Origin of the sequence: Pseudomonas sp. BN417, from assembly GCF_029871205.1 — a bacterium.
GTDB lineage: Bacteria > Pseudomonadota > Gammaproteobacteria > Pseudomonadales > Pseudomonadaceae > Metapseudomonas.
The window spans coordinates 50,360-73,041 of the sequence record NZ_SSOJ01000080.1 but is presented as its reverse complement, the minus strand read 5'-3'; the positions used below and the strand labels follow the sequence as shown (position 1 = coordinate 73,041).

The following is a 22,682-nucleotide window of genomic DNA, read 5'->3' as shown; positions in this document are numbered from 1 at the left end:
TTCAGTGGGCGAGGTAGTGGCCGTCACGGGCGACCAGTCGGCCCTTGCTGATCACGCTGCGGCGGTAATTGCGGGAAACCACGGCTTCGGCGACGTTGCGCACCGGCATCAGGATGCCGCTGGCGTGGCAGCCGGGCTCCAGTCCGTAGTGGGCAAGGCCCAGTGCCCGCGCGCCGTTCAGCGTGGCGGCCTGCAGGCATGCGGCGATCTCATCGTCGCGGCGCAGGTTGAAGCGGAAGGCCAGCAGCATGGCGCGTTCGAGCATGTCGCCGTTGCCCATGGGCGACCAGGAATCACGAATGCCGTCGGAGCCGAGGCAGAGGTTCACACCCCGTGCCGCGAGCGCCATGAAGGGGGGAACCTCGATGTCCGCCGGCGCGGTGCTGAGGATGGAAATCCGCTGGGTCGCCAGGCGCTCGGCGATGGCCTGCAGGCGCGCCGGCCGGGCTTGGCCCAGGCAGAAGGCATGGCTCACCATGACTCGCCCTTGCAGTCGATAGCGCTCGGTGAAATCGATGATTCGCTCGATCTGCCACAGGCCCAGTTCGCCTTCGTCGTGCAGGTGAATATCGACGCCGCGCTGGTGCACGCTGGCCAGTTCGAACACCTGGGTGAGGTGGGCGATGGGGTCGTTGTCGATGCCGCAGGGGTCGAGCCCGCCGACGTTCTCCGCACCCAGCCGCAAGGCCTGCTCCAGAGCCGCGGCTGTACCGGGCTGGCGCAGCAGGCCGGTCTGCGGGAAGGCGACGAACTGCATGTCGATCAGGTCGCCGAAGGCTTCGCGCACCCGCTGCATGGCCTGGAGGTGCTGGGTGCCGAGTTGCGCATCGACGTCCACATGGCAGCGGAAATGCAGCGAGCCGTGGCTGATGCACTCGCGGATCAGCGCGCTGGCGCGCTCCTCGATCGGCGTGTCGATTCCGCGCAGGGTGGCGCGCTCGTTGTCGATGCGCTGGCTCAGGCTGTCGCCGGCCGTATGGCTGTGCCACGCCTCGCCCCACAGGGTCTTGTCGAAATGCGCGTGGGCCTCCACCAGCGGCGGCAGCATCAGCTGCCCTTCGCCATCCAGCAGCACGGCGTCGCTGGCGCGGTGGGCCGGGGGGCTCAGCTCGACGATCCGGCCGTCAGCGATGGCGATATCCATCAGCGCGCCGCCCCACGGGCGGACCTGGGTTATCCATTGGGTCATCTGGGTTCTCTCGAAGGTGCTTCAGCGGGTTTGCGGCCACTGGCGTTCGCCCCCGTGGGGGTCGTCCCGCCAGGCCTGCAACGAGCGCGTCGGCAGGTCGAAGTAGTCGCGCGTTCGCGCATAGCCATGCCCGCCCATGCGGCCGATGGCGTCGAGTCCGAGCTGGTCGATATAGAGCGTCTGCGGGTCGATCAGGTCGTCGCGGACGTGGGCCACCAGCACTTCGCCAAGGATGATTTCCCGCGACTGGCCGATGGACAGGCCCATCATCCGCCGGCATTCCAGGGCCACCGGAGCCTCGGCGATGCGCGGGCAGCCGACGCGGCTGCCGGGCAGGGCGGTGAGGCCGGCGGCCAGCAGTTCGTCGAAGCCGGGCTCGAAGGGCACGGCGCAGACGTTCATCGCCTCCACCAGCGCATCGTTGACGATGTTCACGGTGAATTCCTGGTTCAGCAGGATGTTGCGCGTGGTGTCCTTGGGGCTGAGGTCGGCGTGGTTTTCCACCCCCAGGGCGAGGATCGGCGGGTCGGCGGAAAGCGCGTTGAAGAAGCTGAAGGGCGCGGCGTTGGCGCGGCCGTTGGCGTCCACCGTGGTCACCAGGGCGATGGGCCGGGGCACCACGCTGCCGATGAGGATCTTGTATTTCTCGCGGGGGCCCAGTTGGGCGAAGTCGAAGCTCAGCATGGCGATGTTCTCGTTATTGGTCGGGCGCGCTGGCAAGGGTGCAGAGCGGGCGCTCCTCGCTCCAGGCATCGGCGAAGGGGATGGCCGGTTGGAACAGGCCACGCCAGTCGGGCTGGCCGAAGGCGCGATCGGCGTGGCTCTGCATCAGCTTGTGGAACTGCCGTTGGGCCTGTTGCTGGAGGCTGGCGTAGTCGACGCCCTGTACCTGGCCGTCGTGCATCACGCAGCGGCCGTCGATCCAGCTGGCGATGCAGTCGTCGCCACGGCCGGCGAGGATGAGGTTCTTCAGCGGGTCGAACAGCGGTCCCAGGTGCAGGCCGTCGAGGCTGAACACCGTGATATCGGCCTTGGCCCCCGGCGCCAGGCGGCCGAGGTCATCGCGGCCCAGCGCCCTGGCGCCGCCCAGGGTGGCGGCGTTGTAGAGGTCGAGTGCGCTGGTCCACTCGCTGCCGCCTTCCTTCAGGCGGGCGATGTTCAGGCCCTGGCGCATGTTGTCCAGCAGGTCCGCCGGCCAGGTGTCGGTGCCGAGGGCGAAGTTGACGCCCTGGGCGCGGTAGCGGCCGAAGGAGTCCAGCGCCTCGCCGTCGCGGGCGAACACCACCGGGCAGTGCACCAGGCTGGCGCCGCTGCCGGCCAGGCGGGCGAGGTCCTCGTCGCCTTCGATGTAGATGCCGTGGGGCAGCACGGCTCGCGGGCCGAGCAGGTCCAGCTGTTCCAGCCAGGCCAGCGGCGCCGTGCCGCGCAGCTGCTTCACCAGCGCCACTTCGCCTGGCCCCTGGCAGCAATGCAGGCGCACCGGGGCGGCCAGTTCGCGGCTGAGGGCGGCGGTGCGCTGGAGCAGGGCCGGTGTGCAGGTCTGGATGCGGTCGGGCAGCAGGGCGCCGCGAATCAGGCCGCCGTGGCTGCCGTCGAAATCGCGGAAGAAGCGCTCGGCGGCGTCCAGCCCGGCCAGGCCGCGCGCCTCGTCCCAGTGCTCGGCGCGGCTGCCGTCGGCGCGCAGGTATTGCATGCCGCTCATGTAGCAAGGGCCGAGGTAGGTGCGCAGGCCCAGCTCGGCGGCGACCCCGGCCACGGCGGCGAATTCGTCGTAGGTCTCCGCCCACTCGCGGTAGTACATGGAGGTGATCGGCATGGCGGTGGTGATGCCGTTGCGGATCAGCTGGGTGAAAGCGTAGCGGTACTTGAAGACTTCCTCGTCGAAGCTGTAGCTCTCCCGCGGGCCTGCGGCGAGGTACTGCTCGGACCACATGCGGCCCATCCGGCTCTCGTCCCCGTTGTCCAGGCAGAGCACGGTGGAGTCGAGGTCGCCAAGGGCGTCGAGGTCGATGAAACCGGGACCGAGCAGCGCGTTGCCGTAGTCGATCCACTGGTCGACAGGGCCGGGAAAACCCCGGCCGACGAAGACAATGCGTGCGCCTTCGATCACCACCTCGCCATTGCGCCAGAGCACGTGGCGCTGGCCATCGAAGCCGACCACGCAGCTGGCCTTGAGGCCGATGCGACGTGGCGCTGTCACAGGCGGCTCTCCAGCAGGCGGCCCGCTTCGGCGATCAGCTTGCCGGCGCGGTACACCTGGCGCGGCGGCCGTGCGACCACGGCTTCACCGAGGCTCTGTGCCGGTATCAGCAGGAAATCGGCAGCGCCACCGATAACCAGGCCATGCCCGGGCAGACCCAGGGCCTTGGCGCCATGGAGGCTGGCGGCGTCGAAGGCGGCGGCCAGTTCCTCGTCCTTGTTCAGGTCGAAGCGGAAGGCCAGGAGCATGGCGCGTTCCAGCATGTCGCCGTTGCCCATGGGCGACCAGGCGTCGCGGATGCCATCCGAACCCAGGCAGAGGTTGACCCCGGCTTCGCCCAAGGCGAGGAAGGGCGGCACCGCGCAGTCGGCCGGCGCCGAGCTCATCAGCGAGATATCCAGCGCGGCCAGGCGCTCGGCCAGCGGCCGCACCTGGCTCCAGGGCGCCATGCCGAGGCAGTAGGCGTGGCTGATCATCACCCGGCCCTGGCGGTTGAAGCGCTCGGTGTAATCGGCGATGCGGGCGATCTGCCAGAGGCCCAGCTCGCCCTTGTCGTGCAGGTGGATATCCACGCCGCGGTCGAACTCGGTGGCGAGGTTGAAGACGATATCGAGCTGGGCGATGGGGTCGTTGTCGATGCCGCAGGGGTCGAGCCCGCCGACATTCTCCACGCCCTGGCCGAGGGCCTCGCGCATCAGCTCGGCGGTGCCGGGGCGGCTGACCAGGCCGGTCTGCGGGAAGACCACCAGTTCCAGGTCGATCAGGTCGCGATAGCGCTCGCGCAGGGCCTGCATGGCCTCCACATGGCGCAGGCCGAATTCGGGGTCGATATCCACATGGCAGCGCATGGTCAGCGAGCCACGGGCGATGCAGTTTTCCAGCAGGGCGCCGGCGCGCTCGGCGATGGGCGCGGTGACCTCGCGCAGCACGCGGCGTTCGTTGGCGATGTAGTCCTTGAGCGTCGGGCCGGCGCTGTTGGGGCGCCAGGGCTGGCCCCAGAGGGTCTTGTCCAGGTGGATATGGCTTTCCACCAGGGTGCAGGTCATCAGCTGGCCGGCGCCGTCGATATCGCCGGCCGCCAGCGGCGCGCCGCTGGCGGGGCGGCGCTCGGCGAAGCGACCGTGCTGGATGAGGAAGTCTTCGGCCGCGCCGCCGAAGGGGCGGACGTTGCGCAGCCAGTAGGTGTCGGCCATGGGGACCTCGTGTGCAATCCTTCAGGGAACAGGACGTAGGATGGGTAGAGCGGAGCGAAACCCATGCTGTCGGTGCACGGGGCGATGGGTTTCGCAGGCTCTACCCATCCTACGGAGAGAGACAATGCAAGAAGCCGTCCTCAGCCCTTGAGCTTGGACCAGATGCGGTCCTGCAGCTCGCGGGCCTGGTTGCTGCACTCCTTCTCCGGGCGCAGTCGCTCGGCGTAGGCGTCGGGCATGTTGATGGCGTCCATCACCCGCCACTTCTTGTCGAGCAGCTGGTCGCTGTCGATGCCGTTGGCGTAGGCGATGGCGTTGGACACGGCGGCGGCGTTTTCCGGTTTCATCATCCAGTCGATGAAGACCTTGGCGTTGCCCGGGTGCGGCGCGCTCTTCGGTACGGCGAAGTTGTCCTGGAACATGGCCACGCCTTCACGCGGGTAGACGTACTTGATGGTGCTCTTCTGCAGGGTGGCGCGGGCGGTGGAGCCGTTCCAGTTCTGCATCATGATCACCTCGCCCGAGGCCATGCGGTCGACGGTGTTGTCGGAGCTGTACATCTTCAGGAAGGGCTTCTGCTTCTGCAGCAGTTCGAGGATGCGCTTGGCGTCCTGCGGATTCTCGGTGCACTCGTCCACGCCCAGGTAGTGGCTGGCGGCGTTGATCACGCTGCTGGGGGTGTCCAGCGCAGCGAGCTGGCCCTGCAGTTCGGGACGTGGTTCGAAGAACTCCTTCCAGGAGTCGTCCAGCTTGCCGCCCGGCACCCGCGCGCTGTCGTAAGAAAAGCCGGTGGTGCCCCAGAGGTAGGGCGCCGAGTACTTGCGGCCGGGGTCGAAATCCGGGTTGCGGAAGGCTGGCTTCACATGGGCGAAGTTCGGCAGGCTCGGTGTGTCGATTTCCTGCAGGTAGCCCTGCTCGATCAGGGTGCGCATGATCGAGTGCGACGGCACTATCACGTCGTAGGCGGCGCCGCCGGCCTGCAGCTTGGCCAGCAGTGTTTCGTTGCTGTCGTAGCCGTCCATGGTGACCTTGATGCCGGTCTCCTTCTCGAACTTGGCGAGCAGCTCCACCGGGTAGTAGTCGGTCCAGTTGTAGAAGAACAGCTCCTTGGGCTCCTCCGCCTGGGCGAAGGTCGCGGCGAAACAACTCAGGGCGAAACCGGCTACCCCATGACGCAATGCTTTCAACTTCATTGTTTTTCTCCGGGTTGAAGAACAGGTTGGGCAGTGGTGGAACGAGGTTCAGGCGGCGGGCTTGCCTCGCTGGCCGAGCCAGTAGGAGAGCACCACCAGGACGATCGAGATCACCAGCATCACCGTGGAAATGGCGTTGATCTCGGGGGTTACCCCGGCCTTGATGGCCGAGAAGATGTAGACGGGCAGCGTGGTCGAACCGGGGCCGGCGACGAAGAAGGTCATGATGAAGTCGTCCAGGCTGACCACGAATGCCAGCACCGCACCGGACAGCACCGCCGGGAACAGCAGCGGCAGGGTCACCCGGCGGAAGGTGTGGAAGGGATTGGCATAGAGGTCGTTGGCCGCTTCCAGCAGGCTCTTGTCCAGGTCGTTCAGGCGCGCGCGGATCGGCAGGTAGGCGAAGGGGATGCAGAAGCCGATGTGGGCGATGATCACCGTCAGCAGGCCCAGCTTGATGCCCAGGGCCATGAACAGCAGCAGGGTGGCCACCGCGGTGACGATCTCCGGCAGGATCAGCGGCAGGTTGATCCCGCCTTCCACCATCTTCTGCCCATAGAACGGCTTGTAGGTGGCCAGCGCCGCCAGCAGGGCGATGGCGGTGGCGCAGACGGTGGCGATGCCGGCGACGATCACCGAGTTCATGGCTGCCGCCTGGATCGAGGGGTTGGCCAGGATCCGCCCGTACCAGGCGAAGGAGAACTCGGTCCAGACGGTGGCGGTGCGGTTGGCGTTGAAGCTGTAGGCGATCAGCACCAGGATCGGCAGGTACAGGTAGGCCAGTACCAGCAGGCTGGTTTCGCGGGTCAGCGGCAGTTTCTTCAGGTGGTTGGCGATCATCAGCAGGCTCCCTGGCGGACGGCTTTGGCGGCCTTGCGGGCATAGAGGGCGTAGAGCACCAGGGCCAGCAGCATCAGCCCGAGCAGGAGGAAGGACAGCGAGCTGCCCAGCGGCCAGTTGCGCGCGGTGCCGAACTGCTGCTGGATCAGGTTGCCGATCATCAGCGTCTTGCCGCCACCAAGGATGGCGGGGGTGATGAAGGCGCCCAGGCTCGGCACGAACACCAGCAGGGAACCGGCCACCACGCCGGGCATGGACAGCGGCAGGATCACCCGGCGCAGCGCCTTCCAGCGGTTGGCGCCGAGGTCATAGGCGGCTTCCACCAGGCGCCAGTCGAGCTTCTCCAGGGTGGAGTAGATCGGCAGGATCATGAACGGCAGGAAGCTGTAGACCAGCCCGACGGCCACGGCGAAATCGTTGTACAGCAGGGTGATGCCGCCGGCCTGGGGGAACAGCGCGTTGAGGCTCTGGGCCAGCCAGCCGTGCTCGCGCAGGATGATCAGCCAGGCGTAGTTGCGGATCAGCAGGTTGGTCCAGAAGGGGATGGTGATCAGCAGCACCATGATGTTGCGCGAGCGCTCGCTGAGGCTGCTCATCCACAGGGCCACGGGGAAGCCGACCAGGAAGCACAGCAGCGTGGTGCCGCCGGCCTGCAGCACCGAGCGCAGCAGGGCTTGGGCATAAACCCAGTTGAGTTCCAGCTTGCCGTCGAAATCCTCCTGGAAGAACAACTGCACGTAGCTCTGCCACTGCCAGTCGGCGCTCCAGTCGACGCCGCCGTAGAGGTTGCGCGGCAGCAGGCTGATGTAACCCATGATTCCGAGCGGGATGGCGATCAGCCCGAGCAGGGTGAGCAGCACCGGCGACAGCAGCAACAACCGGTTGAGGCTGGGGGAGGTGGCGCTGACGCTCATCTCAGGCCTCCATCAGCAGGCAGGCGTGGGGCGGCAGGTGCACCGCCACGCTGGAGCCCACGGCACGGGCGCTGGTGGCGCCTTCGTTGCTTTCCCGCAGCATCACCTTCACGTCGTTGGCCAGGCGGCACTGGTAGAGGGTGGCGGTGCCGACGTAGAGCACGGCTTCCACCACGCCGCGCAAGTGGTGCGGCTCGGACGGGTCCACCAGCTTCGAGCGCTCGGGGCGGAACGCTAGTTGGGCCGTGCCGGCGCGGGTGCCGGCGTCGGCGGTGCAGGGGATTTCCACCGGAAGGCCATCGGGACGGAACAGGTTGCCGTTCTGCGGACACTGGCGCAGCTGGCCGGGGAGGAAATTGATGTCGCCGATGAAGTGGGCGACGAAGCGGTGCTGCGGGCGTTCGTAAATCTCGTTGGGCGTGCCGATCTGCAGGATCTTGCCGCTGGACATCACCGCGATGCGGTCGGAGAGGGTCAGCGCCTCTTCCTGATCGTGGGTGACGAAGATGAAGGTGATGCCCGCCTCCTGCTGCACGCGCTTGAGTTCGACCTGCATTTCCTTGCGCAGCTTCAGGTCCAGCGCCGACAGTGGTTCGTCCAGCAGCAGCACGTCCGGACGCGGTGCCAGGGCGCGGGCCAGGGCCACCCGTTGCTGCTGGCCGCCGGACAGCTCGGCGGGGCGGCGGCGGGCCAGGTGTTCCATCTGTACCAGGGCCAGCATCTCCTTGACCCGCGCGGGAATGGCGCCACGCTCGATGCCCTGCATCTCCAGGCCGAAGGCGATATTCTCGGCCACGCTCATGTGGGGGAAGAGCGCGTAGCTCTGGAACACGGTATTAACCCGGCGCCGGTAGGGCGGCAGCTCGTCCACCCGCTGCCCGCCGATGTGGATGGTGCCGGCGCTGACCTGCTCGAAGCCGGCGATGGAGCGCAGCAGAGTGGTCTTGCCGCAGCCCGAGGGGCCGAGGAGGGTGAAGAATTCGTTGTGACGGATGCTGACCGAGACGTTGTCGAGCGCGGGCGCTACCTCGGGATCGGTGGTGTAGCGCTTGCTGACGCCTTGCACCTCGATGGAGGACGTGTGCTTCATAATGGTGCATTCCTCTTGTTTTTGTATGCAAAAATTGAATGCAATCTAGAAATACTCGGTTTATGCTGACAACGCAACCGGGATTTGCCGCCCATTCGTTTCGGGCGGAATCAGCTTGCGAACGCATTTAGGAGTCACGAATGGCAGACAAGAAGCTGGAAACCACGGTGGACCGCGTCTACGAGGGGGTTTACCAGGCCATCAGCAATCGCTCGCTGCGGCCCGGCATGAAACTGGGCGAGTCGTCGCTGGCGGATTTGTTCAACGTCAGCCGCACCTCGGTACGGGCGGCGCTGAAGCAACTGGAGGCCGATGGCCTGGTCTCCACCGAACCGAACAAGGGCGCCTGGGTATCGCTGCCCAGCGATGAGGAAATTCGCTCGCTGTTCGAAACCCGCCGGCTGATCGAGATCGGCATCGTCACCGAACTCTGCCGACGGCGGGACAGCGCGGCCATGCGGGATATGCGCGATCACCTGCTGCTGGAGGAAGAGGCGCGGCGTAACCATGACCACGAGCGGCTGATCTACTTGCTCGGTGACTTCCATATCAAGCTGGCCGAGGCGCTGAACAACCCGGTGCTGCTGGACTGGTTCCGCAAGCTGATCTCCCGCGCCTCGCTTTACGTCGCCGCCCTGGACGACGAACGCCACGACGCCTGCCGCGATGACGAGCACCTGCGCCTGATCGAGTTCATCGAGGCCGGCAACCAGAACGCCGCCATCGAGTTGACCTGCTTCCACCTGGCCGCCATCGAGACGGCCATCCTCGAGTCGGCCGGCAAGCTCAAGGCCAACTACCACCCGCTGAAACACCTGATCGAGACCTGACCTCGGCCATGAAGATCCAGCTGATCAACCCGAACACCAGCACCGCGATGACCGCCAGCCTGGCCGAGTCAGCGAGGCCTCTGCTGCGAGCCGGCAACCAGTTGCTGGCGGTGACCAACAGCGCGGGACCGGCCTCCATCGAAGGCCACTACGACGAAGCGCTCTGCGTGCCCGGCTTGCTCCAGGCCATCCGCGACGGTGAACGGGATGGCGCCGAGGGCCACGTGATCGCCTGCTTCGGCGACCCCGGCCTGCTGGCCGCACGGGAAATCGCCCGGCACCCGGTGATCGGCATTGCCGAGGCGGCCATGCACCTGGCCACCTGGGTCGCCACGGGGTTCAGCATCGTCACTACCCTGGGCCGTACCAAGGTCATCGCCCGCCACCTGGTGGAACGCTATGGCTTCCACCAGCACTGCCGGGGCATCCACGCCGTGGAGATTCCGGTGCTGGCGCTGGATCAGGACCCACAGGGCCTGCAGCGCCTGATGCGCGCAGCCTGCCTGGAGGCGCTGGAGCGCGACGAGTCCGGCGCCATCGTCCTCGGCTGTGCAGGCATGAGCCATCTGGCGATCAGGCTGCAGGACGAACTGGGCGTACCGGTGATCGACGGCGTGAGCGCCGCGATGAAGATGGTGGAGATGCTGGGTGAACTGCGCCTGTCCACCAGCAAGCGCGGCGACCTCGACTTCCCCCTGCCCAAGCTCTATGCGGGTTTCCTGCGCGGCTTCGCGCTAGGGGCCTGATCGCCAAAGTCACGTGGGAACTCCTGTGGGGGCGATTTCAATCGCTAAGCAGGCCGTAGGGCTGCCCTGTGGAGTTCCAGGGGGGGTAGCTGCACTGCCCTCAGCGAATGAATTCGCAAGCCGCCGGGCGGCGGATCCCCGTGGGCGGAATGTGGACGCTGAACGCTTCCAGAAGGGAGTTTCTGTTCAGTCAGAAAAACGCAAAAGCCGCGCAATGCGCGGCTTTTGATTTGGTGGGCCCACACGGACTCGAACCGTGGACCAAAGGATTATGAGTCCTCTGCTCTAACCGACTGAGCTATAGGCCCCAGAAGGCCGGCGGATTATACAGGCGCTTTTTTCTGGGCGCCAATCGCGGGGAGCGGGCTGAGGAATTTTCTCGCGAAGGTCTCGGCCGGTAAGGCTGAGCTGACGATGAAGCCTTGAATCTGATCGCAGCCTTCGGCCGCGAGGAAGTACTCCTGGGCCTTGGTTTCGACACCTTCGGCGATGACGGTGAGCTGCATGCTGCGGCCGAGGGCGATGATGGCGCGGCTGATGGCGGCGTCGTTGGGGTCGTCGGGCAGGCCGCGGACGAAGGATTTGTCGATCTTCAGCACGTCCAGCGGCAGGCGCTTGAGGTAGCTCAGGGACGAATAGCCGGTGCCGAAGTCGTCGATGGCCAGCTGCACGCCGAGCGCCTTGAGACTGTGCAGTACGCTGAGAGCTTCTTCGGCCTGGTTCATGATGAAGCCTTCGGTAATTTCCAGCTGCAGGCGCTGGGCTTCCAGGCCCAGGCCCTGGATCAGCTGCTGCAGGCGCTCCACCAGCAGCGGCTGGCGCAGTTGGGCGCCGGCGAGGTTGACCGAGAGCGGACCGAAGGGGGCGTGCTGTTCCTGCCATTGCTGCATCTGCCGGCAGGCATGCTCCAGCACCCAGTCGCCAAGGGGCAGGATGAGGCCGGTTTCTTCTGCGAGCGGGATGAAGCGCTCCGGGGGAATTTCGCCGAACCGCGGATGGTGCCAGCGCACCAGGGCTTCGGCGCCCACCAGGCTCTGGTGCTGCAGGCTGAGTTTGGGCTGGTAGCACAAGGACAGTTCGTTGCGCTCCAGCGCGCGGCGCAGCTCGGTCTCCAGGGCCATGCGCTCGGTGGCCAGGCTGGTCAGGTCGCGGGTGTAGAACTCGATGCGGTTGCGGCCGCGGGCCTTGGCCCGGTACATGGCGGCGTCGGCGTTCTTCACCAGGGTGGCGACGTCCAGGCCGTGTTCTGGGAAGAGGCTGATGCCGATACTGGCGCTCATGAAGAACTCGTGCTGGCCAGCGGGGAAAGGCGCCTCGAAGCAGGCCAGCAGTTTGTTGGCCACGGCCTGGGCATCGGCGGCGTTGTGCAGGCCAGGCAGGAGAATGATGAACTCGTCGCCGCCGAGGCGGGCCACGGTATCGATGTCGCGCAGCTGCTCGCGCAGGCGGCTGGCGATGCCCTTGAGCAGCAGGTCGCCCACCGGGTGGCCGAGGCTGTCGTTGATGTGCTTGAAGCGGTCCAGGTCGATGAACAGCACCGCGCCCTGATGGTGGTCGTTGACGGCATCGGCCAGGGCCAGTTGCAGTCGGCTTTCGAACAACAGGCGGTTGGGCAGGCCGGTGAGCGGGTCATGGTGCGCCTGATAGTCGAGGCGCGCCTGGGCGTGCTTCAGCGGCGAGATGTCAGCGAATACGCCGACGTAGTGGGTGACCTGCTTGTAGCGGTCGCGAACGGCGCTGATGGTGAGCCATTCCGGATAGGGATCGCCGTTCTTGCGGCGGTTCCAGATTTCCCCCTGCCAGTGGCCTTCAAGCTCCAGCTGATGCCACATGGCGGCATAGAAGGCGCTGTCGTGTTGGCCGGAGGCGAGCAGGCGTGGCGACTGGCCGAGCGCTTCGCTTTCGCTGTAGCCGGTGATTTCGCTGAAGGCGCGATTGACCGCGGTGATGCGCTGCTCGGTGTCGGTGATCATCACACCTTCGGCGGTGCTTTCGAAGACGGTCGCGGCCTGGAGCAGCTTTTCCTGCATCTGCTGGCGCTCGGTGACGTCGCGGGCGATGGTCAGCATGCAGGCGTCGTCGCCGATGGGGATGGGCTGGGCGGAGAGCTCGCAGAGGCGGATCTGCCCGGCCTTGGTGCGGACCATCGCGGTGAAGTGGTGCAGGCTGCCCTGGTCGCGGATGACCTGGATCATGTGTTCGCGTTCGGACGGATCGGCCCAGAGGCCTAGATCCAGAGTGGAGCGGTCGGCGATTTCCTGGGTGCTGTAGCCGGTGATCCGGCTGAAGCCGTCGTTGGCTTCCAGCAGGAGGCCGTCGCTGATGCGGGAGATGAGCAGGCCGTCCGGCGAGGCGTGGAAGGCACGGGCGAACTTTTCTTCGGAAACCTGCAGCAGCTGCTGGGTTTCCTTGAGCTGGGTGATATCGCGGACCACCACCACCAGGGCGGGGGTGTCGTCCAGGTCGATGGCCTGGGCCGAAATCAGGCCGGTGAAGGTCTCGCCACTGGCGCGGCGGAAGGGCATTTCCAGGTTGTGCAGCGGATTGCCCTGCTGCAGGCGCTGCAGGAGTTGCGGGCCGATGCCGGGGATGCCCCAGATATCGAGATCGGTGGCGGTCCTGCCCAGGGCATCGCTGGCCTTGATACCGATCTGTTGCTCGAAGGTGTGGTTGATCGCCAGCAGGCTGCCGTCGGTCCTACGGGCGATGACGATGATGTCCGGGCAGTTGTGGAACACCGAGGCAAACTTCTGCTCGGAAAGGCGCAGGGCCTGTTCGGTCTGCTTGGCCTCGGTGATGTCGATCATCAGGCCCCGCATCATCTGGGTTTCCCCGTGGGGGATGAGGGTGATGATGTCGCGCACCCAGAGCACCCGGCCGTCCGCGGCGATCATCCGGTAGTCGAGGCTGTGGTCGCGGCCGGCCAGGGTTTCCGCTTCGCAGAAGGCGTTGGCCCAGGCGGAATCGTCTGGGTGCAGGGTGCGGCGCCAGAAGCCGGGTTCACGCCAGGTGGCCAGGGAATAGCCGAGCAACCGTTCGGCGTGGGGCGACACGTAGGTGTAGCAGTAGTCCTCCACACGCATTTCCCAGGCGATGGCGTTGAGGCTTTCCACCAGGCCCCGGTAGTGCTGCTCGCTGCTGCGCAGCTCTTCCTGGAGCGCCGCTCGGCTGGCCATTTCGCTGCTGAGGCGGCGGTTGACGCGCAACACGAAGAAGAGCACGCCGGCCAACAGGATCAGGCCGGGCAAGCCGTAGAGCAGGGCGCGGCTCCAGTCGGTGCGCTGGTACAAGGCTCCGCCCACCCAGCGCGCCTGGATGGCGGCGACTTCTTCGGGGGTGATCTCGGCGAAGACCTTGTCGAGGATGCCCGCGAGGATTGGCTCACTGCGCGGTGTGGCCATGGCCAGCTGATAGCGGTAGGGCGTTTCGCCGCTGATGGCGATGCCTTCGAGCTTGAGCTGGCGCTGGCTCCAGACGCTAGAGGCGAGGTCGCCGACGAACGCGTCCACCTGGCCGGTGGCCAAGGCATGCAGGGCGGCGGCGACGCTGGGGTAGGCCTGCAGGCTGAGGTCGGGGTTGTGCGTGCGCAGCAGTTCGTGGGGCGCGTAGTTGGCGACGACGCCGACGCGCAGGCCGTAGAGCCCCTTGAGGTTGGCCGGCTGCGGGCCCTTGGCCTGGGACAGGATGACGATGGGGAAGTCCAGGTAGGGGCGGGTGAACAGCAGGTATTCCTGGCGGTCCGGGGTGGACATGATGCCTGGCAGCAGGTCCAGGTCGCCGTTGCGAGCCTGTTGCAGCACGGCGCCCCAACTGCTGGGCTCGACGGGCGTCAGCTTCACGCCCAGGCGCTGGCGGATCAGGTCGACGTAATCGGCCGCCAGGCCCTGGTGATTGCCCTGCAGGTCACGGAATTCGAAGGGGGGCCAGGAGGTGTCGATGCCTAGGCGCAGCGCGCCGTGATTGTCGAGCCAGGCCTGTTCTTCCCGGGTGAGCGTCAGGGCCCCGGCCGATACGGCCCAGAGTGCCAGCCAGAGCATCAGTACGGCCCGCACTCGCGCCATTGGCGGCCTCATTCCTTGGGGAGATGTCTGGTCGAAGTGTAGACGTGGCCGCTTGCCATCCGAAAGAGAAAAGTACGGACTGGCGCGCTATCGGGGATGGCCAAAAGAAAACCCCCGGACTGGCCGGGGGTTTCTGGATCGCTTACTCGTCGAGGAAGGAGCGCAGGTGCTCGCTTCGGGACGGGTGACGCAGCTTGCGCAACGCCTTGGCTTCGATCTGGCGGATACGTTCGCGGGTTACATCGAATTGCTTGCCGACTTCCTCGAGGGTGTGGTCGGTATTCATGTCGATGCCGAAACGCATGCGCAGGACCTTGGCTTCACGGGCGGTGAGGCCGGCCAGGACTTCGCGGGTCGCTTCCTTGAGGCTTTCCACGGTGGCTACGTCGATCGGGGACTGCATGGTGGAGTCCTCGATGAAGTCGCCCAGGTGGGAGTCCTCGTCGTCGCCGATCGGGGTCTCCATGGAGATCGGTTCCTTGGCGATCTTCAATACCTTGCGGATCTTGTCCTCGGGCATCTCCATGCGCTCGCCAAGCTCTTCCGGAGTGGGTTCGCGGCCCATTTCCTGCAGCATCTGGCGGGAGATGCGGTTGAGCTTGTTGATGGTCTCGATCATGTGCACCGGGATACGGATGGTGCGCGCCTGGTCGGCGATCGAGCGAGTGATCGCCTGGCGAATCCACCAGGTTGCGTAGGTCGAGAACTTGTAGCCGCGACGGTATTCGAACTTGTCCACCGCCTTCATCAGGCCGATGTTGCCTTCCTGGATCAGGTCGAGGAACTGCAGGCCGCGGTTGGTGTACTTCTTGGCGATGGAGATCACGAGACGCAGGTTGGCCTCGACCATCTCTTTCTTCGCCCGGCGAGCCTTGGCTTCGCCAATGGACATGCGGCGGTTGACGTCCTTGATCTCGTTGACCGTCAGGTCGACTTCCTGCTGGAGGTCCACCAGCTTCTGCTGGTTGCGTTTGATGTCGTCCACCAGCTTGCCGATGGCTTCGGCGTACTTGGCTTTGCCCTTGGCCAGGCCTTCGGCCCAGGTCAGGTCGACTTCATTGCCCGGGAACAGGCGCAGGAAGTCGGCGCGGGGCATGCGGGCATCACGTACGCAGAGCTGCATGATGGCGCGTTCCTGGGCGCGGACGCGGTCCAGGGCGCTGCGGACTTTTTCCACCAGGGCGTCGAACTGCTTCGGCACCAGCTTGATCGGCATGAAGAGCTCGGCCAGGGCCAGTAGTTCTTCAACGGCCTGCTTGCTGTCGCGACCATGCTTCTTGAGGGCCTTCTTGGCCTTTTCGAGCTGCTCGGACACGGCCGTGAAGCGGCGCAGGGCCTCTTCCGGGTCAGGACCGCCGTCACCTTCTTCCTCGGTGTCGTCGCCCTCGGCTTCCTCGTCCTCTTCGTCTTCCTTTTCCTTGGCAGCGGCGCTGTCGTCCTTCAGGCCGACGGGCTCGACTTCTTCAGCCGGCAGGGTGCCGTCATCCGGGTCGATGTAGCCGCTGAGGACGTCGGAGAGACGGCCACCTTCGGTGGTGACGCGCTGGTATTCGGCGAGGATGCCGTCGACAGTGCCGGGGAAGTGAGCGATGGCGCTCATCACTTCGCGGATGCCTTCCTCGATGCGCTTGGCGATTTCGATCTCGCCTTCGCGGGTCAGCAGTTCCACGGTGCCCATTTCACGCATGTACATGCGCACTGGATCGGTAGTGCGGCCGATGTCGGTTTCCACTGCGGCCAATGCGGCGGCAGCTTCCTCGGCGGCGGCTTCGTCGGTGTCGGCTTCTGCCAGCAACAGGGCATCCGCATCCGGGGCACTCTCGAATACGTTGATCCCCATGTCATTGATCATGCGGATGATGTCTTCCACCTGTTCCGGATCGGAAATATCCTCCGGCAGGTGGTCGTTGACCTCCGCGTAAGTCAGGTATCCCTGCTCACGGCCACGGGCGATCAACTCTTTGAGGCGAGACTGCTGTTGCGCTTTTCCGGACATAGCACCCTATCCACTTAAGGTCTTGGCGGGCTGAAAACAAGCCGAGGATTATACCTGATCCGGGGCCTTACGCGCCAGTTGAGGTCGGAGTCAGGGAGGACGTGTTGCGGCTGAGGAGGTCGCGCAGCTGATCTTTTTCCTCTGCGCTGAGTTCGCTTTGCCGTGCTTTCCGCAGCAGATTTTCCAGGCGGCGTTCCCGCTGGCGAGCCGACAACCTAGTTATAGTGTCGAAAAACTGTTGTTCAAGGTTGTCGTCGGAAATCAGCCATTCCTTTTCCGCCAAAGCCCGTAACAGACGGCCCTGGTCGGTGCCGTGCCAGCGGGCGATCAGCTGCAGTGAACGCAGTTTCGGGTTCTTCTGGACGGCTTCCACGAGCGACACCATGAGCTGGGCATAGGTGTCGTCTTCTGCGGCGAAATGGCTGGCATCCTCCACCTTCTGCGCCAAAGAGGGGTGATGCAGAAGGGTGCGCAGCGCGGTCAGGGTGGGCGATTCCACCTTCACTTCGGTGCGTGGCGGGCGCTTGAAGTCGTCGCGCCCCTGTTTGCTCCACTTCTTGCCGTCTTTCTTCCAGCCGTCCTTGCGCCGTTCGTCTTTTTGCCAGTTGCCCTGGGGTGCTGCCGGCTGCTCGTAGTACTGGCCATGATCCGGCTCGTACGGCTGGGTGTCGTAGCCGGAGAACGACTCGTAGTAGCCATCGTCCGAGTGCTGTTGGCTCTCGCCGCTGCGCGGCGCACTGCGAGCCAGCTGGCCGAGGGCGTCGCCGTTGAGGCCGGTGATCTCGGCGAGGCGCTGGCGCATCAGGACCTTGAGATTGGCGCCGGGGATGCGCTCGATCAGCGGCGCCGCCAGGGTCGCCAGGTGGGCCTTGCCCTCCAGGGAGGCGGGGTCGGCTTCCTGGGTCAATTGCTGGAAGAAGTAATCGGCCAGTGGCTGGGCATGCTGGGTGATGCGCGCGCGGAAGGCGTCGGTGCCTTCCTTGCGCACCAGGCTGTCCGGGTCCTCGCCTTCGGGCAGGAACAGGAAGCGCGCGCGGCGTCCGTCTTCGAGGCTCGGCAGGGTGGCTTCCAGCGCGCGCCAGGCGGCCTTGCGCCCGGCCTGGTCGCCGTCGAAGCAAAAAAGGATGCTCGGCACCAGGCGAAACAGGCGCTTGATGTGCTCTTCGCTGGTGGCGGTTCCCAGGGTGGCGACGGCATTGCGCAGGCCTTGCTGGGCCAGGGCGATGACGTCCATGTAACCCTCGACGACCATGATCTCGTCGAGGTTGCGGTTGTGCTTGCGTGCTTCGAACAGCCCGTAGAGCTCCTGGCCCTTGTGGAATACCGGGGTTTCCGGGGAGTTCAGGTACTTGGGCTTGTCATCTCCCAGCACCCGGCCGCCGAAGGCGATGATGCGGCCGCGGCTGTCGCGGATGGGGAACATCACCCGGTCGCGGAAGCGGTCGTAGCGCTTGCCGGTCTCGGCGTTCTCGATCAGCAGCCCGGCGTCGATCATGTGCTTCTGCTGCAGGCTGTCGCCGCCCATGTGCTTGAGCAGGTTGTCCCAGCCAGGCGGGGCGAAGCCGAGGGCGAAGTCGCGGGCGATCTCGCCCGTGAGGCCGCGGCCCTTGAGGTACTCGACGGCGGCCTTGCGTGTCGGGTGTTGCTTCAAGGCATGCCGGTAGTAGTCCGAAGCGGCGGTGAGCAGGGCGTAGAGCGGGGAGTCGGTTGGCTGGCGCGGGCGGTTGCTGCGCCCGCCTTCTTCCCGCGGGACGTCCATGCCGGCGCGCTTGGCCAGGTCCTCGACTGCCTGGGGGAAGTCCAGGTTGTCGTGGTCCATGATGAAGCCGAGGGCGTTGCCGCCGGCACCGCAGCCGAAGCAGTAATAGAACTGCTTGTCCGGGCTGACGCTGAAGGACGGCGTCTTTTCGTTATGGAAGGGGCAGCGCGCGGTGTAGTTCTTGCCTGCCTTTTTCAGCTGCACGCGCGCGCCAACCACCTCGACTATGTCGGTGCGGTTCAGCAGATCGTCGATGAAGCCTTGCGGGATCAGGCCAGCCATAGGGTGCTCAGGGCGCAGGAAGGTTCAAAGCATACGCCCGGCCCGGCGAGGGCGACAGCGGGCGGGGTGCTCGCGCTGTAAAGCAAAAAACTCCGGCATTCGCCGGGGCGAAGCGGAGTTTCTTGGGCGCTCACTATGCACTCGCCCGGCCGGAGCCGGGCGATGCTTGAGCGTGCTGCGGAGCCTGTTAACTCAGTACAGGCGCTCGCGGCGGCGCTGCTCGCGCTGCACTTTCTTGGCATGACGCTTGACCGCGGCGGCGGCTTTGCGCTTGCGCTCGGCAGTGGGCTTCTCGTAAAACTCACGGCTGCGAACTTCGGCCAGTACGCCGGCTTTCTCGCAGGAGCGCTTGAAACGACGCAGGGCTACGTCGAAGGGTTCGTTCTCTTTAACTTTGACGGCTGGCATCCAGGTCGTACCTTCATCAATTACCGAATGGTCGACGCATTCCGGCAAAAGCTGGCTCGGTGGCGCGTCGGATTTCAAGGGCTGCGGATATTAACGCCTCGGGCCTTGGAATGCAAAGCCTTCAGTCGAAAACCGCTGGTCGGCAGGAGGGGCGGCGATTATGATTCGCGCCTTCTTCATTGGCCAGGCCAGAAAGGCTCATACCCATGCTAGTGCTGGGGTTGGAAACCTCCTGCGACGAAACCGGCGTCGCCCTATACGACAGCGAACGCGGCCTTCTGGCCGACGCGCTGTTCAGTCAGATCGACCTGCACCGGGTCTACGGCGGCGTCGTGCCCGAGCTGGCCTCCCGCGACCACGTCAAGCGCATGCTGCCGTTGCTGCGCCAGGTGCTGGTCGAGGCCGACCGCAAACCCGAGGACATCGACGGCATCGCCTACACCGCCGGCCCCGGCCTGGTGGGTGCGCTGCTGGTAGGCGCCTCCTGCGCCCAGGCCCTGGCCTTTGCCTGGGGCGTGCCGGCGCTCGGTGTGCACCATATGGAAGGCCACCTGCTGGCGCCCATGCTGGAAGAACAGCCACCGCAGTTCCCATTCGTCGCCCTGCTGGTTTCCGGCGGCCATACCCAGCTGGTGCGGGTGGACGGCATCGGCCGCTATGCGCTGCTTGGTGAATCGGTGGACGACGCCGCGGGTGAAGCGTTCGACAAGACCGCCAAGTTGATCGGCCTCGGCTATCCCGGCGGTCCGGAGATCGCCCGCCTGGCCCAGAGCGGTATGCCCGGTCGCTTCACTTTCCCGCGGCCGATGACCGACCGTCCCGGCCTGGATTTCAGCTTCAGCGGGCTCAAGACCTTCGCCCTCAACACCTGGCAGCAGTGCCGCAATGCTGGGGACGACGGCGAGCAAACCCGTTGCGACATCGCACTGGCCTTCGAGCAGGCGGTGGTGGAGACTCTCACCATCAAGTGCCGGCGCGCGCTCAAGCAGACCGGCCTGAAGCGCCTGGTGATCGCTGGCGGGGTCAGCGCCAACCAGTCGCTGCGCCAATCGCTGGGCAAGATGCTCGGCGAGTTCAAGGGTGAAGTTTTCTATGCGCGGCCGCGCTTCTGCACCGATAACGGCGCGATGATTGCCTACGCCGGTTGTCAGCGTTTGCTGGCAGGGCAGCAGGACGGTCCGGCGATTGCCGTGCAGCCGCGTTGGTCGATGGAGCAGTTGCCCGCCGTCTGACGGCCGGTTGAGCCGTTTTCACTCCAGCTATTCAGAAATGCCGTTCGCGTCCGGCGAAAAGGTCGCGTAGATTGCCGCGATGACGCCAGACGATGAGTCCGGTGAGTACCGTCATTGGCAGGAGCGCGCCGGGTTGTTGCCAGGCCAGGAGCGGCAGGGTCAGTGGCGTGGCGATCAGCGCTGCGAGGGAACTGGTGCGGGTCAGGTAGAAGGTCAGCAGCCAGGCGCAGATGGCCAGCAAGGCAGCCGGGGGGTAAAGCCCGAGCAGCATGCCGGCCGCAGTGGCGACGCCCTTGCCACCACGGAAACGGAAGTACAGGGGATACAGGTGCCCGAGCACTGCGGCGAGGCCGATCCAGGCCTGCTGCTGGATGCTCAGGCCGCAAAGATGGGCGACCAGCACGGGCAGCAGGCCTTTGCACAGGTCGCCGAGCAGGGTCAGGATCGCAAGCTTCTTTCCCGCCACCCGCAGCATGTTGGTGGCACCAGGGTTGCCAGAGCCCTGGGCACGCGGGTCGCCCGTGCCGAACAGACGGCTGAGCAGAATGGCGAAGGACAACGATCCGAGCAGGTAGGCGAGAGTCGCCAGCAGCCAAAACATGGTTTCCATTCCGGGGCGAGGAAGTCCCGATTCTAGCGGGGCAGCACTGACGTGGACACGGTTTTCATCGAGGGTCTGGAAGTCGACACCGTAATCGGTGCCTATGACTGGGAGCGCAGCATTCGCCAATGCCTGCGCCTTGACCTGCAGCTGGGTTGGGATAACCGTCCCGCCGCCGAGGGCGATGACCTCGACAAGGCGCTCGACTATGCGGCCGTGTCCCAGCGCATTCAGGCATTCGCCGCCGAGGCGCAGTTTCTGCTGGTGGAGACCTTCGCCGAGCGCCTGGTCGCGGTGCTCATGGCCGAGTTCGATATCCCCTGGGTTCGCCTGAAGCTGCACAAGCCTGGCGCCGTGCCCGCGGCCAGCAGTGTCGGTGTGGAGATCGAGCGCGGATGTCGCTGACGCCTATCTACCTCGGCCTCGGCAGCAATATCGAGCGCGAGCGCAACCTGACCGCCGGGCTCGAAGCCCTGGCCGAATTCCTTCATGACATGCAGTGCTCGCCGGTGTTCGAGAGCCAGGCCGTGGGTATCAAGAGCGGGCACTTCTTCAACCTGGTGGTCTCCGCCCGCACCGACCTGCCGCTGCATGAACTGGATCGCCGATTGAAGGTGATCGAGGCCGACAACGGCCGCTATGCGCCCGGCCGCAAGGGCCTGCCGCTGGATATCGACGTGCTCTTCTACGGCGACCGGGTCGGTAACTTCGATGGCCTGGTACTGCCGCGCGCCGAAGTGCTGAAGAATGCCTTCGTGCTCTGGCCCCTGGCGCTGCTGGCGCCTGAAGCGCGGCATCCGGGCGCAGGGAAGACTTTCGCCGAGCTCTGGCAATCGTCCAGCATCCAGCAGGCGCTCTGGCCGGCGTCCTTCGTCTGGCGCGGTGCCGAGCTGACGCCGCCGGCCCTGCGTCAGGCCTTCCCGCCCGCTTCCTTGTAGGCCTTGAGCGCCTTGAGGCGTTCGCCTTTGAGCGCCTCGCCCAGTTCCGCGCCTTTCAAGCCTTTTTCCAGCAGCGGTTGCACCGCGACCGCACGGGCGGCAGCGGCTGCGCCCAGCAGGTAGGCCGCCTGGGGATAGTCGCGCTGCTCCAGGCCGGTACGGCCACGGGCGTCCATCTCGCTGGCGGCGACGAATTCCTCGAAGCGCTGGGGGCGGCGGTAGACGTCGAAGCTCTGCAGCAGCTCCAGCAGCGTCGAGGCGCGCAGCTCCAGGGCCCGATGGGCGTGGGTGTGGTACTCGCCAACCAGCAAGGCCAGTTCCTGGCAGTCGCGCGGAGCCTTGCAGCGCTCGTTCACCGCCTTGATCAGCTTGAGGCCGCGCTTTTCGTGGGCGATATGCTGCGGCAACTCGTCTTCCGGGGTCAGGCCCTTGCCCAGGTCGTGCAGCAGGCAGGCCCAGCGCACGGTGAGCGGTTGGTGGTGTTCCGCGCATTGGCGCAGTACGGCCAGTACGTGCACGCCGGAATCCACCTCGGGGTGGTGCTTCTCCGGCTGGGGGACGCCGAACAGGCAGTCCAGTTCGGGTAGCCAGGCGGCGAGGGCGCCGCATTCGCGCAGGACCTGGATGAACACGTCCGGGCGCGGCTCCATGAGGGCACGGGAGATTTCCTTCCAGCTGCGTTCTGGCGTCAGGGCGTCCAGCTCGCCGGATTCGGCGATGCGCCGCATCAGCTCCAGGGTTTCCTCCGCCACCCGGAACCCCAGCGGCGCGTAGCGCGCGGCAAAACGTGCCACCCGCAGCACGCGCAGGGGGTCTTCGGCGAAGGCGGGGGAGACATGGCGCAGCCGCCTGGCCTCGAGGTCCTGCCGGCCGCCGTAGGGGTCGATCAGATTGCCCTGGTCGTCCTCGGCCATGGCGTTGACCGTGAGGTCGCGGCGGGTCAGGTCCTGCTCCAGGGTCACGTCAGGGCTGGCGAAGAAGGTGAAGCCGCCGTAGCCGCGGCCGCTCTTGCGCTCGGTGCGCGCCAGGGCGTACTCCTCGCCGCTCTGCGGATGGAGGAATACCGGGAAATCGGCACCCACCGGGCGGTAGCCCTGTTCGAGCATCTCTTCGGCGGTGGCACCTACTACCACCCAGTCGTTCTCGGTAACCGGGCGTCCCAACAGGCGGTCGCGTACTGCGCCGCCAACTTTGTATATCTGCATGGCTT

General features: G+C 65.8%; 19 protein-coding genes and 1 tRNA gene. 5 read left to right on the top strand and 15 right to left on the bottom strand.

Annotated elements, in window-relative coordinates:
- Position 1: 1 nt before the first annotated feature.
- The 8 genes from E8F11_RS09165 to E8F11_RS09130 all read right to left on the bottom strand — a co-directional run bounded on the left by E8F11_RS09165 (position 2) and on the right by E8F11_RS09130 (position 8,619).
- Positions 2 to 1,189, bottom strand: coding sequence for an amidohydrolase family protein (locus tag E8F11_RS09165; protein ID WP_280288525.1), 1,188 nt, complete (start codon positions 1,187 to 1,189; stop codon positions 2 to 4).
- A gap of 21 nt (positions 1,190 to 1,210) precedes the next feature.
- Entirely contained in the window at positions 1,211 to 1,873 is a 663-nt protein-coding gene (locus E8F11_RS09160; protein ID WP_280288524.1) for a flavin reductase family protein, read from the bottom strand.
- Positions 1,874 to 1,886: 13 nt separating this feature from the next.
- Positions 1,887 to 3,389 (bottom strand): amidohydrolase family protein, encoded by a 1,503-nt coding sequence (locus tag E8F11_RS09155; protein ID WP_280288523.1) that lies wholly within the window; start codon positions 3,387 to 3,389, stop codon positions 1,887 to 1,889.
- Positions 3,386 to 4,582, bottom strand: coding sequence for an amidohydrolase family protein (locus E8F11_RS09150; RefSeq protein WP_280288522.1), 1,197 nt, complete (start codon positions 4,580 to 4,582; stop codon positions 3,386 to 3,388). Before E8F11_RS09150 ends, E8F11_RS09155 begins: the two co-directional genes overlap by 4 nt.
- 140 nt (positions 4,583 to 4,722) lie before the next feature.
- Entirely contained in the window at positions 4,723 to 5,775 is a 1,053-nt protein-coding gene (locus E8F11_RS09145) for an extracellular solute-binding protein (RefSeq protein WP_280288521.1), read from the bottom strand.
- Between the two features lie 48 nt (positions 5,776 to 5,823).
- Positions 5,824 to 6,615, bottom strand: a complete 792-nt coding sequence (locus E8F11_RS09140; protein WP_280288520.1) for an ABC transporter permease — start codon at positions 6,613 to 6,615, stop codon at positions 5,824 to 5,826.
- Positions 6,615 to 7,529: an ABC transporter permease gene (locus E8F11_RS09135; RefSeq protein WP_280288519.1), complete on the bottom strand. Its 915-nt coding sequence runs from the start codon at positions 7,527 to 7,529 to the stop codon at positions 6,615 to 6,617. Before E8F11_RS09135 ends, E8F11_RS09140 begins: the two co-directional genes overlap by 1 nt.
- 1 nt (position 7,530) lies before the next feature.
- Positions 7,531 to 8,619 (bottom strand): ABC transporter ATP-binding protein, encoded by a 1,089-nt coding sequence (locus E8F11_RS09130; RefSeq protein WP_280288518.1) that lies wholly within the window; start codon positions 8,617 to 8,619, stop codon positions 7,531 to 7,533.
- Between the two features lie 140 nt (positions 8,620 to 8,759).
- On the opposite strand from E8F11_RS09130, the gene E8F11_RS09125 reads away from it, so the two are divergent.
- Together E8F11_RS09125 and E8F11_RS09120 are read left to right on the top strand one after the other, a co-directional pair.
- Positions 8,760 to 9,449: a GntR family transcriptional regulator gene (locus E8F11_RS09125; protein ID WP_280288517.1), complete on the top strand. Its 690-nt coding sequence runs from the start codon at positions 8,760 to 8,762 to the stop codon at positions 9,447 to 9,449.
- 8 nt (positions 9,450 to 9,457) lie between these two features.
- On the top strand, positions 9,458 to 10,195 hold the full coding sequence (locus tag E8F11_RS09120; protein ID WP_280288516.1) for an aspartate/glutamate racemase family protein: 738 nt from the start codon (positions 9,458 to 9,460) through the stop codon (positions 10,193 to 10,195).
- A gap of 231 nt (positions 10,196 to 10,426) precedes the next feature.
- Here E8F11_RS09120 and E8F11_RS09115 read toward each other — a convergent pair.
- The 5 genes from E8F11_RS09115 to rpsU all read right to left on the bottom strand — a co-directional run bounded on the left by E8F11_RS09115 (position 10,427) and on the right by rpsU (position 18,701).
- Positions 10,427 to 10,503 (bottom strand) — tRNA-Ile (locus tag E8F11_RS09115).
- A gap of 15 nt (positions 10,504 to 10,518) precedes the next feature.
- Positions 10,519 to 14,256 carry an EAL domain-containing protein gene (locus E8F11_RS09110; RefSeq protein WP_280288515.1) on the bottom strand — a complete coding sequence of 1,246 codons (3,738 nt, stop codon included), beginning with the start codon at positions 14,254 to 14,256 and terminating at the stop codon, positions 10,519 to 10,521.
- A gap of 142 nt (positions 14,257 to 14,398) precedes the next feature.
- Positions 14,399 to 16,252 (bottom strand): RNA polymerase sigma factor RpoD, encoded by a 1,854-nt coding sequence (gene rpoD, locus E8F11_RS09105; RefSeq protein WP_280288514.1) that lies wholly within the window; start codon positions 16,250 to 16,252, stop codon positions 14,399 to 14,401.
- Positions 16,253 to 16,319: 67 nt separating this feature from the next.
- The gene (dnaG, locus tag E8F11_RS09100; RefSeq protein WP_280288513.1) at positions 16,320 to 18,293 is read right to left on the bottom strand and encodes a DNA primase; all 1,974 of its coding nucleotides are present in this window, start codon (positions 18,291 to 18,293) and stop codon (positions 16,320 to 16,322) included.
- A 192-nt stretch (positions 18,294 to 18,485) separates the two neighbouring features.
- Positions 18,486 to 18,701 carry a 30S ribosomal protein S21 gene (gene rpsU, locus E8F11_RS09095; protein WP_003085057.1) on the bottom strand — a complete coding sequence of 72 codons (216 nt, stop codon included), beginning with the start codon at positions 18,699 to 18,701 and terminating at the stop codon, positions 18,486 to 18,488.
- A 206-nt stretch (positions 18,702 to 18,907) separates the two neighbouring features.
- Between rpsU and tsaD the strand changes: the two genes are divergently transcribed.
- The gene (tsaD, locus tag E8F11_RS09090; RefSeq protein WP_280288512.1) at positions 18,908 to 19,933 is read left to right on the top strand and encodes a tRNA (adenosine(37)-N6)-threonylcarbamoyltransferase complex transferase subunit TsaD; all 1,026 of its coding nucleotides are present in this window, start codon (positions 18,908 to 18,910) and stop codon (positions 19,931 to 19,933) included.
- A 31-nt stretch (positions 19,934 to 19,964) separates the two neighbouring features.
- On the opposite strand, the gene plsY is transcribed toward tsaD, so the two are convergent.
- A complete protein-coding gene (plsY, locus tag E8F11_RS09085; protein ID WP_280288511.1) occupies positions 19,965 to 20,534 on the bottom strand; it encodes a glycerol-3-phosphate 1-O-acyltransferase PlsY in 570 nt (189 codons plus the stop codon).
- Positions 20,535 to 20,585: 51 nt separating this feature from the next.
- Here plsY and folB point away from each other — a divergent pair, with 51 nt between their 5' ends.
- Positions 20,586 to 20,939 (top strand): dihydroneopterin aldolase, encoded by a 354-nt coding sequence (gene folB / locus E8F11_RS09080; protein WP_280288510.1) that lies wholly within the window; start codon positions 20,586 to 20,588, stop codon positions 20,937 to 20,939.
- Positions 20,930 to 21,472, top strand: coding sequence for a 2-amino-4-hydroxy-6-hydroxymethyldihydropteridine diphosphokinase (gene folK / locus E8F11_RS09075; RefSeq protein WP_280288509.1), 543 nt, complete (start codon positions 20,930 to 20,932; stop codon positions 21,470 to 21,472). The genes folB and folK overlap by 10 nt, the downstream gene beginning before the upstream one ends.
- On the opposite strand, the gene E8F11_RS09070 is transcribed toward folK, so the two are convergent.
- On the bottom strand, positions 21,445 to 22,677 hold the full coding sequence (locus E8F11_RS09070) for a multifunctional CCA addition/repair protein (protein ID WP_280288508.1): 1,233 nt from the start codon (positions 22,675 to 22,677) through the stop codon (positions 21,445 to 21,447). The genes folK and E8F11_RS09070 overlap by 28 nt on opposite strands.
- Between the last annotated feature and the right edge of the window lie 5 nt (positions 22,678 to 22,682).